The organism is Streptomyces sp. NPDC002690 (genome assembly GCF_053592415.1).
This window is the reverse complement of the sequence record NZ_JBSFVR010000150.1, coordinates 1-17448: the sequence shown is the minus strand read 5'-3', so window position 1 is coordinate 17448 and position 17448 is coordinate 1. Positions and strand designations below refer to the sequence as shown.

The window sequence follows — 17448 nt, the reverse complement described above, 5'->3', positions numbered from 1 at the left end:
GAGGATGAGGTAGTTGCGCATGCAGTTCTTCGCGGACTCCCAGACGCCGTCGATGCCGTCGGTGCGTACCGGCTTGAAGTCGAAGTGGCGGGGGCGCGCTGTATGGGGTGCGGTACGGGCACTACTTGAGGTAGACGAGCCCGTCCGTGGTGACGGCGGGCCGGCCGCTCGTGCCGACCACGACCAGCTTCACCGTGTGCTTGGCGGCGGCCGGCCAGGTGGTCGTCCAGATCGCGTCGCGGTACTTGGTGGTGGCGGACTTCAGGTCCACCGTGGCCGTCTTCTTGCCGTCCACGTAGACGTACACCTGCCCCGAGGTCGAGGCGCGCGAGACGACGAGCGCGGCCGACCGGCCGGTGAACGTCCAGGTCATGCTCGCGTTCTTGGCGCTGCTGGAGTACGACTTCCCGCCGAGGTAGCTCGTCGAGGACTTCGCCGTCCACGTACCCGTCCGGGCGGTGGAGGTCTCCTGGAGGATCACCGGGGTACCGGCCACGGAGGCGGCGGCGGTGTTGCCCGCGCGGTCGTACGCCGACATCTTCCAGGTCGTCGACACACCGGGCTTGGTGGTCTGGGCGGCGCTGGTCGTCGTCGCCGAGTACGTCTTCGCCACCGGGGCGGTGAGCCGGACCTCCTTCAGCGCGATCCCGTCCGCGGCCTTCCACTTCAGGGTGACGGGCACCGCCGTGGTGCTGACCGTGCCGGCGCTCAGCGCCAGCGAGGGCTTGGTGGTGAAGGCGGGGGCCGTCTTCTCGGCGACCACGGTCGCGGCGGCCGAGAGCGGCGCGACCTTGCCCGACATGTGCGTCGCCCGGACCTGCACCTTGTGGGTGCCGAGGGCGAGCGTCGCCGAGGCGGAGGTGGCGGTGCCGCTCGTGGTGGCGACGGACTTGCCGTCCACCAGCAGCTCGTACTTGGAGATCAGCGCGGACGGGGTGGTGGCCGTCCAGGAAACCTTCACGCCCGACTGCGTGTACGTCGTCGTGCCCGAGGTGCTGCTGCCGGTCACCGAGGAGATGGCCAGCCCGGTGACCGGACCCGCCGCGGCGGAGCGGATCGCGCCCAACTGCCCGTAGAGCAGGGTGCCGGGGCACTCGGTGTTGAAGCCGTCGCGGTGTCCGGAGACCTGGTTGAAGGAGTAGGTCTGTCCGGCGACGTAGTCGATGCCGGTGCCGCTCGTCTGGGTCGCGCCCGCCACCAGCGTCGTCTTGCCGCTCGGGTCACCCTTGTACTGGCCGAGCTTCCACGCGGCGATCCTGGCCACCGCCGTGGTCGCGGCGGCCGATGCCTTGGTGTCGGTGTAGCTGCCGATGACCGCGATACCGGCCGTCTCACGGTTGAAGCCGTAGGTGTGGGCGCCGAACACCGGCTTGTCCACACCGCCCTTGCGGCCCTCGAAGATCGTCCCGCACTTGTCGACGATGAAGTTGTAGCCCAGGTCCTTCCAGCCGTTCGACTTGACGTGGAAGGCGTGCAGGCTCCGCATGATCGCGGGGGAGTCCGTGCAGGAGTAGTCGTTCGTCTGCGCGGTGTGGTGCACGAACACGGCCTTGACGGAGGTCGTGTACTCCGGCGCCTCGTCGTTGAGCTTCTCGTCCGCGCCCCAGCCTGCCCGGCTGACGATCGGCGGCTTCGGCATCGTGGAGACCGGCCCTGTCGAGGCGGTCGGCGTGGGACTGGCGGCCGTGGGCGTCGGCGCGGGGGTGGTCGGGGACGGCGTCACGCCCGGCGCCGCTGTGGTGGGCGCCGCCGTCGTCACGGTTGCCGTCGGCTCGCCGGAGTCCGAGCCCGACAGCTCGCCGGAGCCCGCGGCGCTCTCGATCGCCGTGGGCGCGGAGGTCTCCGGGGCCGACGTGGTGTCCGCCGGGGTGGGCTCCGCGCTCTCGCCGTCCTCGGCGAAACCTTCCTTCATGTCCTGCGCGTACGCGGCGGTCTCCGCGTCGAGCCCGGAGGTGCCGGGGTCTACGGTGTCCAGGCGGAGACCGGCGGGCAGACCGGCCGAGGAGGTGCCCCCGGAGGTCACCCGGACCTCCACACCGTTCGACACCCCGACCCAGCGCGGCTCGGTGGTGCCCCGCACACCGGGCTGACCGGTCTCGGTGCGCCCGTCCACGTCGGTCGCCAGCGGCAGCCAGCCGGTCCACTCGCCGGTCGCCACCGAGCGGGTGCGGGCCTCGACGGTGCCGGAGACCTTGGCCGCCGGGTCGGTCCAGGTGACACCCAGCAGGCTGAAGGGCTTGGTGTGCTTCTGCGTGAAGTCGGCGGTGGTCCCGTCCGCCGACACCTTGAGCTCGTTCGCGTGCACGTCGACCCGCGCCGGGGCGGACTTGGCGTCCACGCCCCCGTCGGTGCCGTCGGTGCCGGAGACTCCCTGGAACACGAGCACACCCGCCACGGCTGCCGTCGCGACGGCAGCCGTGGCCCATACTCTGCGCTTTGATCTCACGTGTGATTCCCCGAGGATGATGAGAGAGAGAACGGCGATCCGCCGGTCGGGGTTCAACCTGGGGTGTGGTCGGTACGACGCCTCCGCGATACGGGGCAACCCACAGGAAACAGCCGACCCTTTGGTGCCGGAGGGCACAGTCTCGCACGGGAAATCACTCGAACGGGTTCGGTCTCGGTCATCCGTTCGTCAAGTGGTGGTGGGGTGCTCTCCAAGGCGTCGCCGGATGCGGCTTCCGGGGTTCCGCCGCCGAAAGTCCGGAAGCCGCATACCGTGGGCGCCTCATGCGCCTGACGGGCCTTCGGGAGGGCCTCTCCTCAGGAATCCCCGGGCGATCCGGGCGCCCGGTTCCGGGGTCGGGCGTGGTCGTTCACGCCGCGAAGAACCGGGAGAGTTCGCTCCGTTCCTCGGGCTCCACCAGGTCCGGCCTGGTGTAGCGCTCGGCCCGCGCGTGGTAGTCGAAGTCTCCCCGCACGAGCCCGCGGTAGTCCCGTACACAGCGTTCGAGGGCGACTCGTTCCGCACCCTCTATCCCGGCCGCGTCCATTTCCTCGACCAGGTCCTTTTCCGCGCGCCGAACCCGTTCCGTTATCCGGGCGAGCTGGATGGCGGCCTCGTCGACCGCTTCCTGGAGCGTGCAGCCGCGATCGCGCTGGATGAGGCGGACGGCGTTGTGTTCGTAGCCCAGCGCCGCCTCCTTCTCGAAGGAGCAGATGTCGTTGCAGAGACCCGAATGATCGGTCACCGCGTCCCGGAGCGCGATGTACGCGGGAAGGCTCCGGGCGGCATCCGTGAGATCGATGCCCGCCGTGATCTCGTGGAGATCGAGAAAGGGCTGCATCGCCACGGAATCGCGCCGGTGTTTCACGAACTCGGCCCTGGACGGCACTTGTCCGGCGGCGCGTTCGACCGCCTCGGCGTAGTACGTCCACAGCCAGGCCACGGTGTCCCGGCGGAACTGCCGTACCCAGGCGGCCGAGCGCTCGCGGTACGTGCGGTTCCGCAGTTCCTCCAGGGTCAGTTCCATGGCGGAGTGCGGTACGGCCCCGTCGAGTACCTCCACGAGGCGGGTGATGGCGGTCCCGCACATCCGGGGATCACGCCCGGCGGGTCCGTCGTCGAATTCGTCGTCCACCAGGAAGGCCCAGAAAAGCCATTGGCAGAAGAGGTCGAGGTGCCGTTGGGAAGCGGACGGGAAGATGAGGGAGATCCACAGCTCCGGCCGGGTTCTGATCATTTTCTTCCGGGCCGCCGGGGAGAGTTCCACGCCATGGAAGTCCGCCCATTTCCAGGCGGCCTCCTTGGTTTTCTCCAGACCCGGATTGCATCCGGCGCTGGAGAACGGCATATGAAACGCCGGTAACGCGATCTGGCTCATTGGTACCCCTCGTCAAGACGATGTGGATGGAGGGTGGGTTCGGTGAGCGGTCGTGGTGCACACGGAGCGCGAAGTCGGGAGGCGTCGGCGGAACCGAGCGTTCCGGAATCCGCCTTCATTGGCCAAGGCTTCACCCTGCGGGTTGTGTTGGTTCCTCCCTCTCCTTCCCTGTCGCACCGAGACCGCCGAACGGGTGTATTCGGCGGTCGGGCGGAACCGGACTTCGAACCGTCGCGTCACCATGCGTGACACCCAGTCAACCCCGGGCGAGCGGCTGAGGGAAGTCGCTCGTGACCGAAATTGTATGGTGCCGCCGAACCCTGATGGCTTTATGAGCGGTTGATGACCGTCATAGCCCACTCCGTGACGTCTCGGCTTTTGTATGACGGGCTTCCCCCACCGGTCCGGTTAGCTTTGCCGTGCGCCCGCCGGCCGAGATCCCCAAACCCCCGGCTCGTCCCCGCGAATCCGACGTTCCACGTCCGGAATCCTTGGCACAGCTGCCCCCCGACGTCCTCCCCGGGCCCGTCCGGCACCTGCCCGCCGGCCGCCGCCGCCCGTCCTCCGTCCGTACGTCCCCCGATGGCGCGGACTCGTCGGGCGTCCCAAGGTGGTGTGAGGCGAAGTCGTGTTCGAAGGGCGGTGGTGGAGCAGTGCCGGACGACGACCTGCCGTCTGCGGTTCCCCCGGACCCGGCACCCCCCGCTCTGCTGCACGCCCTCGTGACCGCCCCCGTCATCCGTACGTACGTGGTCGACCGGGACCTGCGCATCGTCCGGGCCGGCGCGCTGACCTTCGGTGAGGCCCCGGACCAGGTGGTCGGACAGCTCCTGACCGACGTGTTCCGGCTGGAGGACCCCTACGCGGCGGTGCGTGCCCTCGAACCCGGCACCGGCACCCCGGAGCGCCCCTCGTCCGTCCCGGCAGTGACCGAACGGAGCGAGGGCCCCGTCGGCGTCGCCCGGGCCCACCGCACCGACCCGGCCGGCACCGACCGCACCTTCGCCGTCGCTTTCCACCCGCTGGCCGCCGACACGGACACCGCCGCACTGCCGGACACCTCGGACCCGGGACCGGCGGCACTGCTCGTGCTGGCCGCGGACATCACCGCCCAGGAACGCAACGCCGCCCGTGCCGCGGCCCTCGACGCCGTACGCGAACGCGTCGGCCAGTCCCTCGACCTCGCCGTCACCTGCGAGGAACTGGTCATGGCACTGGTCCCCGGGTTCGCCGACATCGCCGTCGTCGAGATCGTGGACGACGTCCTGCGCGGCGCCGACGCCCTCACCGGCCCACCCGCCCGGGGCACCCCGCTGCGCCGCATCGCGTTCCGAGGCCCCCTCGGCGCGGACGGGGCCGCCCACCCGGTGGGCGACGTACGGGAGATGCCGCACCCGACCCCGTACTCCCTCTCGCTCGGCGACCTCAACCCCCGCCTGGTGCAGCTCACCCCCGATCTGCCCTGGTACGAGACCGACCCCGACCGGGCCAGGTCCATCGCGGAGTTCGGGTCGCACTCGCTGATCGTGGCGCCCCTGGCGTTGCGCGGCACCGCGCTCGGCGTCGTCAGCTTCTACCGGTGCGCCGGGAGCGAGGCGTACGACGAGAGCGACCTCGCCTTCGGGGTGACGCTCGCCGCGCACACCGCGCTGAGCGTCGACAACGCGCGGCGCTACGAGCGCGACCACAGCGTCGCCTCCACCGTCCAGCGACGGCTGCTGCCCTCGGGCCCCGCCTCCCCGATCGCCGTCGACACCGCCCACGTCTATCTGCCCGGACGCAACAGCGGCAGCTGGTTCGACACCATCTCCCTCTCCGGCGCGCGGACCGCCCTCGTCGTCGGCCGGGTCGACGGCCAAGGCGTGCAGACCGCGACGACCATGGGCCAGCTCCGTACCGCCGTGAGGACGCTCGCCGCCCTCGACCTCTCACCCGAAGAACTGTTCTCCCGGGTCAACGACATCGCCGTCCAGCTCGCCGAGGAACGGGCGGCGCTCCCCGTCGGTGACGCCCTGCGCCACCGGCCCCTCAGGGCCACCTGCCTCTACGGGGAGTACGACCCGTTCACCCGGCTCTGGACGGTGGCCCGGGCGGGGGCGCCGATCCCCCACATCGTCCGCCCGGACGGCACCCCGCTCCCGTTCGACCTGCCCGAGGGGCCGCCGCTCTCCGCGACCGAGGGCGCCCCCTTCTCCACCGCCGAGATCGAACTGGCCCCGGGCAGCCTCCTGGTCATGCACAGCGGCGGCAGCAACCTGCGCGACCGCCCGGGCCTGCGCCCGGTCGACGAGGTGCTCGCACCACCCGACCGGGACCTCCAGGAGATCGCCGACGCCATCATGTACAACTACCCGCCCGTCGCCCACCCGGAGGGCGCGGTGCTGCTCCTCGCCCGTCCCATGGAGGTCAGCGCGGCCCGGGCGGTCACCGTCCTGCTCGACGACGACGCGGGTGCCCCGGCGAAAGCCCGCACCGCGACCCGCGCCCACCTGGCCGAATGGAGGGTCCCCAAGGACGCGCTGTACGCGGCCGAGCTCATCGTCAGCGAACTGGTCACCAACGCCGTGCGCTACGGCACCCCGCCGCTGTCCCTGCGGCTGGTCCGTACCCACACCCTCACCTGTGAGGTCCGCGACGCCAGTCTCGTCGCCCCCCATCTGCGGCACGCCCGGGCCGGCGACGAGGGCGGCCGAGGCCTCTTCATCATGTCCCAGCTCGCCTCCCGCTGGGGCACCCGCTACACCCACGACGCGAAGATCATCTGGGCCGAGGTGGAGTTGTAGGGCCTCTATCGGGAGGCTCCGTCCCAGGTCACGGAGTTGTCGGAGTGTTGGGCGGATGGTCGCCGGTGCGACATCCGCCCGCCCCGGTGGCCTTTCTAGCGTGCGAGCATCCACTTCTTTTCGCTGGGAGCACGCATGCACACCACCCCTGACGACAGCGCCGACGCCCCGGAGCGGAGCCCGCTGACGGAAGCGGCCACGCACTCGGCCGACTGCGGCTGTCCGCGCACCGCGGACCTCGACGGGGAGGGGCTCGCGGCCAAGAGCCGGCGCACCTTCCTGCGGGGCGCCGGTGTCCTCGGCGCGGGGGTCGCCGCGACCGCGACCGGACTGCTCGGCGCGACCCCGGCCCTCGCCTCGGGCGCGTCCGACGCGGACACGTACGACGACGGCAAGAAGACCGGCCGCGGCAAGCGCGGCACGTGGAGCCCGGACCCGGAAAGCCCGCGGTTCACCTTCGTCGTGATGCCCGACACCCAGTACATGTTCGACATCGACCGGATCCACCCGGCCCCGATGGAGGCGTCCTTCCGTTACGTCCTCGACCCGGCCGGGCGGGCCGGCGGCAACGACGAGAACATCGTCTTCCTCGCCCACCTCGGCGACGTGACCAACAACGGTCACGCCGAGGAGTACGCCGCCGTGACCAAGGTCTTCGACATGCTCGACGACGCGGGCGCCGCGTACGGCGTGCTGGCGGGCAACCACGACGTCGGCGGGGACGACCAGCGGGGCCGGACCCCGTACCTGGACACGTTCGGCCCGGCGCGCGCCAAGAAGTCGCCCGCGTACCACTCCTCCAGCCCCGACGGTTACAACACCAGCCACATCTTCCGTGCGGGCGGGCGCCGTTGGATGGTGCTCTCCCTCGACTGGCGCATGTCGGCGGCCGGGTTCGCCTGGGCCAACGCCGTCATCAAGGAGAACCCGACCCTCCCGGTGATCGTGACGACCCACGAGATCGTCGGCTCGTACGACGACGGGTCCGCCGACCTCTCGGCGTACGGGCAGCAGATGTGGGACGGCCTGATCAAGGACAACGACCAGATCTTCCTCACCCTGAACGGCCACTACTGGCCGCCCGGTTCCACCGTGAAGAAGAACAGCGCCGGCAACGACGTGCACCTGCACATCACCAACTACCAGGACCGCTACTACGGCGGTTCCGGCATGCTGCGGTCGTACCGCTTCGACCTCAACCGGGGCACGATCGACATCGCGACGTTCTCCCCGTGGATGCGGGAACGCGCGGCCGAGGACGAGCTGAACGCCGCCGCCGCCAAGGAGATCGAACTGACCTCCCCGGTCGACTACTTCTCCATGGACATCGACTTCGACGAGCGCTTCGCCGGCTTCGCCCCGGTCGCGGAGCGCGGCCCCCGCGCCGCCCGGCGGATGCTGGTTCCCGGCACCCTCGCGTACTGGCGGTTCGACGGCTCCGGCACCGAGGGCGGCAACCTGGCCGAAGGCACGGTCGTCCAGGACCAGGCGGGACACGGCAACGACCTCGTCCTCCAGCAGGTACCGGGCGCCGCCGCGAACGCGCTGACCTGGACCGGCGACCACCACCCCGACCAGCCCGGACACGGCGGCCTCGTCTTCGCGGGCCAGGGCAACCCGGTGTCCGGCGCCTACCTCCGTACCGTCGACAAGGCCCCGATCAACGCGGAGACCTTCCCGCACGGCTACACCATCGAGCTGTTCTTCAAGGTGCCCGCCGACTGGAACGGCGGCCGCAACGGCTGGTCCTCGATGCTCAGCCGCGCCGGCACCGCCGCGGAGGCCGGGAAGAACGGCCCGACGTCGACCGCCGACGAACCGGTCATGACGCTGGGTCTCAGCGGCTCCCTGGAGATCCAGTGGAACGCCTACCCGCTCAACATGGACGGAGCGACCACCGCGTGGAGCCACCTGCTCCAGCAGCAGGAGTGGTGGCACGTCGCCGTCGTCAACGACGGCAAGGTCAGCAAGCTCTACGTGAACGGCTGCGAGGAGGGCCGCAACCCCACCTCGAAGGCGGTCGGCCTGGCCTCACTGCACAAGCCGTTCCTGGTCGGCGGCTACCAGTGGGCCGGGAACGTCAGCCAGGTCTTCCACGGCACCCTCGGCGACGTCCGCATCGTCGACCGGGCGCTGCGGGTGGACCAGTTCATGAACGCCTGACCGGGGCGGGGCGGGCGAAGGCCGGGCGGGGCGGGCTCGGGTGAAGGCCGGGCGGGGTGCGGCACCCCGCCCGGCCCCGGAGAACTCGGTCGCCTCAGCCGGGATTGTTGGATGCCACAGTCCCGGAGGCCAGGTCGAGGACCGCCGCAGTGCCCCAGCCGCGCATGTCGTTGCCGGTGATCCAGGCAGCCTGGCTGCCCGCCATCACGCCGATGCCCGCCTCGGCGCCCGTGCCCCCACTCGGTCGGGACACGTTGCCCTGGCAGGACACGTTCACCGCGTTGCCGCCGATGCGGATGGCGTAGGTGCCCGCCAGACCTGAGGTGCCCGCCCCGGTGACCCGGTTGTCGCGCACCGCGATGTCGGAGGAGGCGATGGCGATGCCGTTGCGTGCGGCGTTCAGCACGGTGTTCTGCGCGACCAGGACACCGTGCGAGGCGCTGTCGATGCCGATGCCGTCACCCTCGATGTCCGACACGTGGTTGCCGGTGACCAGTGCGTTCGGGGAGCCCTGGAGCTGGATTCCCTGGGCGTTGCCCCCGGCCGGGTGGCGGGTCGTGGCGATGATGTTGCCGGTGACCGAAGCGCCGTCGCTCTGGCCGATGTAGATACCCGTCTCGCCGGCCACCTCACGGACGATGTTGTCGCTGACGACCACCGAACTGTTCCGGCCCGTGCCACTGTTGGACACCACGATCGCGCCACCCGACCCGGTGCCGCGGATGGTGTTGCCAGTCACCGCGATGTCCTGCAGGGGGTTGCCGGAACCGGAAGTGACGTAGATGCCGTTGACCGCCGCGGAGTCGATCGTGTTCCCGGAGATCACCGACTGCTGCCAATCGGTGGCGCGAATGCCGTACGCGCCGCTGCCCTCCACCCGGTTCCCCAGAATGCGGATGTTCCGGTGCAGAGGGCGGGGGGCGTCGGACGAAGCGACGTAGTGATCGCCGCACAGGGCGTCGTAGGGGGCAAGGGTGGCGAAGGAGTTGCGCAAGGTGCAGCCGGAAATCAGCACGTCCTCACAGGAAGTGCCGTCGTAGTCGGGTGCCGGCAGGTTGTTCGCGTTGGTGGCACCGGTGATCTGCACGGCCTCGTGTCGATTCGGCACGGTGGGCGTACCGGGAGCCACGTACACGCCGTCGAAGAGGCAGTCGACGATCCTGACCCGACGCATCGCGTTGATCTCTACGGCGTGCGCCTCGGGAACGTCGAGGACGGCAGCGTCACGGATGGTGAGGCCGTCGGCGTGAGTGAAGACGAAGGCCGGGCATGTCGAGGTGAAGGTACTGCCACGCATGTCCCAGGTGCCGCCGAAGACGGATATGTTCCCGGCTCCCGCGTATCCGCCGACCGCGGGCATGCCGGTCGTCCAGTTCTTGACCAGGGCCGAGGTGTTGCCGGTCCGGAACAACCGGGCTCCGTACGCGCGCACGCTCATACCGGGACCGAGCAGCAACGACTCCCCGAGTGGATAGCTGCCCGCCGGCACCAACAGCGTCGCCCCGCCTCCCGGCACCGCCCGGGCGTCGGCCAGTGCCCGGCGGAAGGCCGGGGTGTCATCGGCGACGCCGTCTCCGACCGCCCCGTAGAGTCGTACGTCGAAGAGCGGGCCGGCCGTGGCGTCCGCTTCGGCGGCCACGGCCGACGACCCCGCCACCACCTGGGCGGTACCGACGCCACCCAGGAGTCCGCCGGTCGCCAGCATCAGTGCACGTCTGTCCATGTGGTGTTCTTCCTTCGATGAGAGTGTCGTGGCGTGGGCACGCGCTCGGGACCGCCACCGCGCAACGGCCCGTGTACGCGTCCTCCCACCGAAGTTGATCACGGGACCGGGGGCCGGGTGCCAATCCGTGGCTGTCACTTCGTGGGCCGCCCCCCCCGTGCGAAGTCGCCACGACAGGGGGCCTGTGGGGCGCGTCTTCGCGCGTCCGGCCGGCCCCCGCCGGCCCTCCCGTCAGTCCGCCGAGACCGGCTCCACCCGGGGCTCGGCGACGGACCGGAAGTCCGCCGTGGACAGGGCGAGCGAGCGGTCGAGGCGGCCGGCGTTGAAATACATCTCCGGGTGGACCAGCAGCGCGGGGTCCACGATCAGTTCCAGCCGGTCGTCGAAGGAGAACGGGAGGATCGTGCCGCTCGGGGACTTGGCCAGGTCCTCAGCGATGTCGGCCGAGGCGAAGGAGGCGTAACTCCCGCCGTAAAGTGCCTTCACCGCCGCCAGGTCGACCCGCTTGTCCCCCGGCACGACCACCAGGACGAAGTGCTTCTCCTTCTTGCCGACCTTCACCATCGTGACGATGCACTTGGCGGCCTGGTCGAGGGGGTGGCCGCGGAGCAGGCTGACCGCCTCGGAGTTGCCCTCCGGGGCGTGCTCGATCACCCGGTACGCGGCCCCGCGCTCGTCCAGCAGGGACAGCAGCTTGCCGTAGATGCCGTCGGCGTCGTCCGTAGCCATCGTGTTCTCCCGTTCGGTTCCCGACATGCCCGTGTGGTTCGGGACGACCTTAGGGGTCGAGGAGCGGGCGCCCGCTCGCGGTGCCGCCGAAGAGCCGTGCGCCACCAGGTTGGACGGGCCTTCGCAGTCCAGGACGAGCGTGCCGCTCACGCGGCGTCCGCGGAGCCCGCGGCGTCGCCGCGGAGAATGGCGCGTTTGGCGTCGTCCGCCGCCTGATCGACCGGGCCGTGTTCGGTTTCCGCGTCTTCGATGAGCCCGCGCAGCCGGTCCCGTTCCAGTTGGCGCTGGATGAGGTGATTCTCCGAGCGGGTGTGTCGGAGGGACATCCATCGCTGCGCGGGTGTCGCGAACTTCCGGGTCAAGCGCCCATCGGCGAGGCATCCGGCAGGGACTTCGCAGGGACTTTCACGTCTGTCCCAGGGAGATTCCAGGGACTTTCCGCCGCGTGAGCAGGGAAGGCCCTGACAGCGCTGAAAGACGTAAACGCGCTGGTCAGGGCCCAGAGCCTCAGCACTCGATGATGTTCACCGCGAGCCCGCCGCGCGCGGTCTCCTTGTACTTCACCGACATGTCCGCGCCGGTCTCCTTCATCGTCTTGATGACCTTGTCCAGGGAGACCTTGTGGGTGCCGTCGCCGCGCAGGGCCATCTTCGCGGCGGTGACGGCCTTGACGGCCGCCATGCCGTTCCGCTCGATGCAGGGGATCTGGACGAGGCCGCCGACCGGGTCGCAGGTGAGGCCGAGGTTGTGCTCCATGCCGATCTCGGCGGCGTTCTCGACCTGCTCGGGGGAGCCGCCGAGGACCTCGGCGAGGGCTCCGGCGGCCATGGAGCAGGCGGAGCCGACCTCGCCCTGGCAGCCGACCTCGGCGCCCGAGATCGAGGCGTTCTCCTTGAAGAGCATGCCGATCGCGCCCGCCGCGAGGAGGAAGCGGACGACGCTGTCGTCCTTCTCCTCCGGGGTGGCGCCGCCGGCCGCGAAGTTCATGTAGTAGTGCAGCACCGCCGGGATGATCCCCGCCGCACCGTTGGTCGGGGCGGTGACGACCCGGCCGCCGGCGGCGTTCTCCTCGTTGACGGCCATGGCGTAGAGGGTGATCCACTCCATCGCGTGGGTCTGCGGATCGCCCTCGGCGCGCAACTGGCGCGCGGTGTTGGCGGCGCGGCGGCGGACCCTCAGGCCGCCGGGGAGGATGCCCTCGCGGGACATGCCCCGGCTGACGCACGCCTGCATGACCCGCCAGATTTCCAGCAGGCCGGTACGGATCTCCTCCTCGGTGCGCCACTCCTTCTCGTTCTCCAGCATCAGTGAAGAGATGGAGAGTCCGGTCTCCCGGGCCAGGCGGAGAAGCTCGTCGCCGGTGCGGAAGGGGTGGGCGAGGACGGTGTCGTCGGGGATGATCCGGTCGGCGCCGACCGCGTCCTCGTCGACGACGAACCCGCCGCCCACCGAGTAGTACGTCTTCTCCAGCAGCAGGGCGCCGGTCTCGTCGTAGGCGTGGAGGGACATGCCGTTCGCGTGGTACGGGAGGGCCTTGCGGCGGTGCAGGACGAGGTGCTCGTCCGCGTCGAAGGGGATCTCGTGCGCGCCCAGCAGGCTGATGCGGCCGGTGGAGCGGATCCGCTCGACCCGGGCGTCGGCGGACTCGACGTCGACGGTCCGGGGGGACTCGCCCTCCAGGCCGAGGAGGACCGCCTTCGGCGTGCCGTGGCCGTGGCCGGTCGCGCCGAGGGAGCCGTACAGCTCCGCGCGTATCGAGGCGGTCGGCGCGAGCAGGCCCTCGTTCTTCAGCCGCCGCGCGAACATCCGCGCCGCCCGCATCGGGCCCACGGTGTGGGAGCTGGACGGCCCGATGCCGATCGAGAACAGGTCGAAGACCGAAATGGCCACGGTGGAGACTCCTAGCTGGGTGGACGCCGTTGTCCACCGGCGAAACGAAAAGTGGGTGTGGGGGAGCGGGCGGAGCAACAGGGCGGGGCACCGCGCTCACCTTCCAGTGTGCGCGATGCCCCGCCCGACCTGCGAAAAATGCCCGTGAACAGGCGGTTGCTACTTCTTCAGGCCGGGGTACAGCGGGAACTTCTCGGCCAGCGCGGCGACGCGGGCCTTGAGGTCCGCGGCGTCGAACGCGGGCTTCAGGGCCGAGGCGATGATCTCCGCCACCTCGGTGAAGTCCTCGGTCCGGAAGCCGCGGGTGGCCAGGGCCGGCGTACCGATGCGCAGGCCGGAGGTGACCATCGGCGGGCGCGGGTCGTTCGGGACGGCGTTCCGGTTGACCGTGATGCCGACCTCGTGGAGCCGGTCCTCGGCCTGCTGGCCGTCCAGCTCGGAGTTGCGCAGGTCCACCAGGACCAGGTGCACGTCGGTGCCGCCGGAGAGGACGGAGACGCCCACCTCGGTGACGTCCGGCTGGACCAGGCGCTCGGCGATGATGCGGGCACCGTCCAGGGTGCGCTGCTGGCGCTCCTTGAACTCCTCGGACGCCGCGACCTTGAACGACACGGCCTTGGCCGCGATCACGTGCTCCAGCGGGCCGCCCTGCTGGCCCGGGAAGACCGCCGAGTTGATCTTCTTGGCGAGTTCCTGGGTGGAGAGGATCACACCGCCGCGAGGACCGCCGAGGGTCTTGTGCGTGGTGGTCGTGACGACGTGGGCGTGCGGCACCGGGTTGGGGTGCAGGCCCGCGGCGACCAGGCCCGCGAAGTGGGCCATGTCGACCATCAGGTACGCGCCGACCTCGTCCGCGATGCGGCGGAAGGCGGCGAAGTCCAGCTGACGCGGGTACGCGGACCAGCCGGCCACGATCAGCTTCGGCTGGGACTCCTTGGCGAGGCGCTCCACCTCGTCCATGTCCACGACGCCGGTCTCGTCGACGTGGTACGGGACCACGTTGTAGAGCTTGCCGGAGAAGTTGATCTTCATGCCGTGGGTCAGGTGACCGCCGTGGGCCAGGTTCAGACCCATGATCGTGTCGCCGGGCTTGAGCAGCGCGAACATCGCGGCGGCGTTCGCCTGCGCACCGGAGTGCGGCTGGACGTTCGCGGCCTCGGCGCCGAAGAGCGCCTTGATGCGGTCGATCGCGATCTGCTCGACCACGTCGACGTGCTCGCAGCCACCGTAGTAGCGGCGGCCCGGGTAGCCCTCGGCGTACTTGTTGGTGAGGACGGAGCCCTGCGCCTCCATGACGGCGACCGGAGCGAAGTTCTCCGAGGCGATCATTTCGAGGGTGGACTGCTGGCGGTGGAGCTCGGCGTCGACTGCGGCGGCGACGTCCGGGTCCAGCTCGTGGAGGGAGGAGTTGAGAAGCGACATCAGGCGGTCCCTTGGGTCTCAGTTGCCGGAGAACTCGGTGTATTCGTCGGCGGTGAGCAGATCCCCCGGCTCCTCGGCGACGCGAACCTTGAACAGCCAGCCGCCCTCGAAGGGGGCCGAGTTCACCAGGGACGGGTCGTCCACCACGTCCTGGTTCGCTGCCACGACCTCGCCGGACACCGGCGAGTACAGGTCGCTGACGGACTTCGTCGACTCCAGCTCGCCACAGGTCTCGCCCGCGGTCACCGTGTCGCCGACCTCCGGGAGCTGGGCGAACACGACGTCACCGAGCGCGTTGGCCGCGTGCTCGGTGACGCCCACGGTCGCCACGCCGTCCTCGGCGGGCGACAGCCACTCGTGCTCCTTGCTGTACCGCAGCTGCTGGGGGTTGCTCATGACGTGAATTCTCCTGTACGCGGGTGGGTGCTGATGAACGATGGTCTTACGGGATGAGACGCGACTGCGTCACGTCCGCCCGGCGGGCGGGGCGCGACGGCCCCGGGCCCGGCTACTTCTGGCGCTTGTAGAACGGCAGGGCCACGACCTCGTACGGCTCGTGGGTGCCCCGGATGTCGACGCCGACACCCTCGGTGCCGGGGGCGGCGAAGGCCGCGTCGACGTACGCCATGGCGATCGGCTTGGCCAGCGTCGGGGAGGGGGCGCCGGAGGTGACCTCGCCGATCACCTTGCCGTCCGCGACCACCTGAAAACCGGCGCGCGGCACCCGGCGGCCGGCGGCGACCAGGCCGACGAGCTTGCGGGGCGGGGCGGTCTCGGCGCGCTCGGCAGCGGCGGTGAGCGCCTCGCGGCCCACGAAGTCGCCCTCCTTCTCGAACTTCACGACCCGGCCGAGGCCGGCGTCGAACGGCGTCAGCGCCGTGGTCAGCTCGTGCCCGTACAGCGGCATGCCCGCCTCCAGGCGCAGCGTGTCGCGGCAGGAGAGCCCGCAGGGGATCAGGCCGTGCGGGGCACCGGCCTCGGTGAGGGCCTGCCAGAGGGCCTCGGCGTGCTCGGGGGCGACGAACAGCTCGAAGCCGTCCTCGCCGGTGTAGCCGGTACGGGCGATGAGCGCGGGAACCCCGGCGACCGTGCCGGGCAGGCCCGCGTAGTACTTCAGCCCGTCCAGGTCGGCGTCGGTGACGGCCTTCAGGATGGCGGGGGACTCGGGGCCCTGGACGGCGATCAGCGCGTACGCGTCACGGTCGTCGCGGACCTCGGCGTCGAAGCCGGCGACCCGCTCGGTCAGGGTGTCGAGGACGAGCTGGGCGTTGCCCGCGTTGGCCACCACGAGGTACTCGGTCTCGGCCAGCCGGTAGACGATCAGGTCGTCCAGGATGCCGCCGTCCTCGCGGACGATCATCGTGTAGCGGGCCCGGCCGACGCCGACCGTGCCGATGTTGCCGACGAGCGCGTGGTTCAGGAACGCGACGGCACCGGGGCCGGTGACGGCGATCTCGCCCATGTGGGAGAGGTCGAAGAGCCCGGCGCGGGTGCGTACCGCGTTGTGCTCGTCACGCTCGCTGGCGTACCGCAGCGGCATGTCCCAGCCCGCGAAGTCGGTCATGGTCGCGCCCAGCGAGCGATGCAGCGCATCGAGGGCGGTCGTACGGGGGGCGTTGCTCATGAGGTGTGGCTCCCAGGGCGCAGGGCATGACGACGAGGACGGTCCCTCCCCATCTGTCATCGGAACCTGAGAGGTTCGCCGAGAGGCCCCTGACGGGTCGGCTTGCACCTTGGGTGGAGCCGTCGGACGGCTCGCTTTTCAGATCTGCCTCATCCACGCGGTACGGGGCCTGAGAGATTCAAGGGAGGAACTTGCTCCTTCGGCGCCCGGCACACACGGTGGCCGGGACTCTCCCGCGCGGATTCAAACGGCCGGTATGCAGTTGCGCGCACATCATCGCACGCACGGCGGGCGACCCCGGCGGCCGGTACCCCGCCCACCACCACCGCCCGGCTTCCCGTCGGGGACGCTTGCTGCGCATTACCTATTCTTTACACTCTGTGAGCAGGTATGGGTGACTCGACAGGGGGAGTGCCGATGTCCTTGCGACCGTACGCGGGGGTGGTGCGGGGGGCTGCCCGGTCGCGGCACGCACCACCCGCCGCGAAGAAGGAGCCGTCGGCCGTACACGACCTGCGCGGCGGGGCCGGGGACGGACCGCGGCGGCTGGAATTCGCCCCCGGGGACGTCGTCGTCGTCTCCGGGCTGCCCGGCAGTGGCAAGTCCACCCTGATCCGGCGCACGGTCACCGCCCGCGCCGTCGACTCCCAGGACACCCGGGACCGCTTCACCGCGGCCCTGCCCCGCTTACTCCCGTACGCCCTCTACCGCCCCCTGGTCCGCGTCGCCCACTACTACGGGCTGCTCGGCGCGTTGCGCTCCGGCGAGGCGGTCGTCGTCCACGACTGCGGGACGCAGGGCTGGGTACGCCGCTGGCTGGCCCGCCACGCGGCGCGCCGGGGCGGTGCCCTCCACCTGGTGCTGCTCGACGTGTCCCCCCGGACGGCCAGGGCGGGCCAGCGCGAACGCGGACGCGGCGTCTCCGGGTACGCCTTCGCCAGGCACCGGCGCGCGGTCGGCCGGCTGCTGCGTGACGCCGAGCGCGGCCTGCTGCCCCCGGGCTGCGCCTCCGCCGTGCTGCTGGACCGCCCGGCGGCCGGGGCGCTGGCGGCCATCGCCTTTCCGGTGGCGGAGCCGGTGGTGGCGGACGTGGCAGGCGTGGCGGGTGTGCCGGGGCCGGTGGTGGCGGGTGTGGCGGGTGTGCCGGGGCCGGTGGTGGCGGACGTGGCGGGTGTGCCGGAGCCGGTGGTGGCGGACGTGCCCGTCGCGGCGGTCGACGGACCGGCGGCCGATCCGGGGAACAGGCCCATGAACCACATCAGCAAGCCGGTGAACATCATCACGAGCACC

11 protein-coding genes, 1 pseudogene and 1 riboswitch are annotated in these 17448 nt (G+C 70.8%); of the genes and pseudogenes, 3 read left to right on the top strand and 9 right to left on the bottom strand.

From position 1 onward, the window contains the following. Positions 1 to 121 precede the first annotated feature (121 nt). Positions 122 to 2446 carry a peptidoglycan recognition protein family protein gene (locus ACWD3D_RS19665; protein ID WP_451462114.1) on the bottom strand — a complete coding sequence of 775 codons (2325 nt, stop codon included), beginning with the start codon at positions 2444 to 2446 and terminating at the stop codon, positions 122 to 124. 370 nt (positions 2447 to 2816) lie between these two features. Next, a complete protein-coding gene (locus ACWD3D_RS19660; RefSeq protein WP_451462113.1) occupies positions 2817 to 3824 on the bottom strand; it encodes a terpene synthase family protein in 1008 nt (335 codons plus the stop codon). Between the two features lie 653 nt (positions 3825 to 4477). Between ACWD3D_RS19660 and ACWD3D_RS19655 the strand changes: the two genes are divergently transcribed. Both ACWD3D_RS19655 and ACWD3D_RS19650 read left to right on the top strand, forming a co-directional pair. Then, positions 4478 to 6607, top strand: a complete 2130-nt coding sequence (locus tag ACWD3D_RS19655; RefSeq protein ID WP_451462112.1) for an ATP-binding SpoIIE family protein phosphatase — start codon at positions 4478 to 4480, stop codon at positions 6605 to 6607. Between the two features lie 135 nt (positions 6608 to 6742). Then, positions 6743 to 8770, top strand: coding sequence for a LamG-like jellyroll fold domain-containing protein (locus tag ACWD3D_RS19650; RefSeq protein WP_451462111.1), 2028 nt, complete (start codon positions 6743 to 6745; stop codon positions 8768 to 8770). 94 nt (positions 8771 to 8864) lie between these two features. Here the strand turns inward: ACWD3D_RS19650 and ACWD3D_RS19645 are convergent, their stop codons facing one another. The 7 genes from ACWD3D_RS19645 to gcvT all read right to left on the bottom strand — a co-directional run bounded on the left by ACWD3D_RS19645 (position 8865) and on the right by gcvT (position 16158). Beyond that, the gene (locus ACWD3D_RS19645; protein ID WP_451462110.1) at positions 8865 to 10493 is read right to left on the bottom strand and encodes a right-handed parallel beta-helix repeat-containing protein; all 1629 of its coding nucleotides are present in this window, start codon (positions 10491 to 10493) and stop codon (positions 8865 to 8867) included. A 231-nt stretch (positions 10494 to 10724) separates the two neighbouring features. After that, the gene (locus ACWD3D_RS19640; protein WP_451462115.1) at positions 10725 to 11222 is read right to left on the bottom strand and encodes a YbaK/EbsC family protein; all 498 of its coding nucleotides are present in this window, start codon (positions 11220 to 11222) and stop codon (positions 10725 to 10727) included. Positions 11223 to 11368: 146 nt separating this feature from the next. Further along, positions 11369 to 11548, bottom strand: a complete 180-nt coding sequence (locus ACWD3D_RS19635; protein WP_451462109.1) for a hypothetical protein — start codon at positions 11546 to 11548, stop codon at positions 11369 to 11371. A gap of 181 nt (positions 11549 to 11729) precedes the next feature. Continuing rightward, positions 11730 to 13112, bottom strand: coding sequence for an L-serine ammonia-lyase (locus ACWD3D_RS19630; RefSeq protein ID WP_451462108.1), 1383 nt, complete (start codon positions 13110 to 13112; stop codon positions 11730 to 11732). A gap of 159 nt (positions 13113 to 13271) precedes the next feature. Further along, complete coding sequence (gene glyA / locus ACWD3D_RS19625; protein WP_451462107.1) at positions 13272 to 14534, bottom strand: serine hydroxymethyltransferase; 1263 nt, start codon at positions 14532 to 14534, stop codon at positions 13272 to 13274. Between the two features lie 18 nt (positions 14535 to 14552). Then, positions 14553 to 14930 (bottom strand): glycine cleavage system protein GcvH, encoded by a 378-nt coding sequence (gene gcvH, locus ACWD3D_RS19620; protein WP_451462106.1) that lies wholly within the window; start codon positions 14928 to 14930, stop codon positions 14553 to 14555. Between the two features lie 112 nt (positions 14931 to 15042). After that, positions 15043 to 16158, bottom strand: a complete 1116-nt coding sequence (gene gcvT, locus ACWD3D_RS19615) for a glycine cleavage system aminomethyltransferase GcvT (RefSeq protein WP_451462105.1) — start codon at positions 16156 to 16158, stop codon at positions 15043 to 15045. A gap of 148 nt (positions 16159 to 16306) precedes the next feature. Then, positions 16307 to 16404, bottom strand: a riboswitch (glycine riboswitch). A gap of 171 nt (positions 16405 to 16575) precedes the next feature. Between gcvT and ACWD3D_RS19610 the strand changes: the two are divergent. Beyond that, a pseudogene (locus ACWD3D_RS19610) lies at positions 16576 to 17232 on the top strand (AAA family ATPase); the annotation flags it as partial. Between the last annotated feature and the right edge of the window lie 216 nt (positions 17233 to 17448).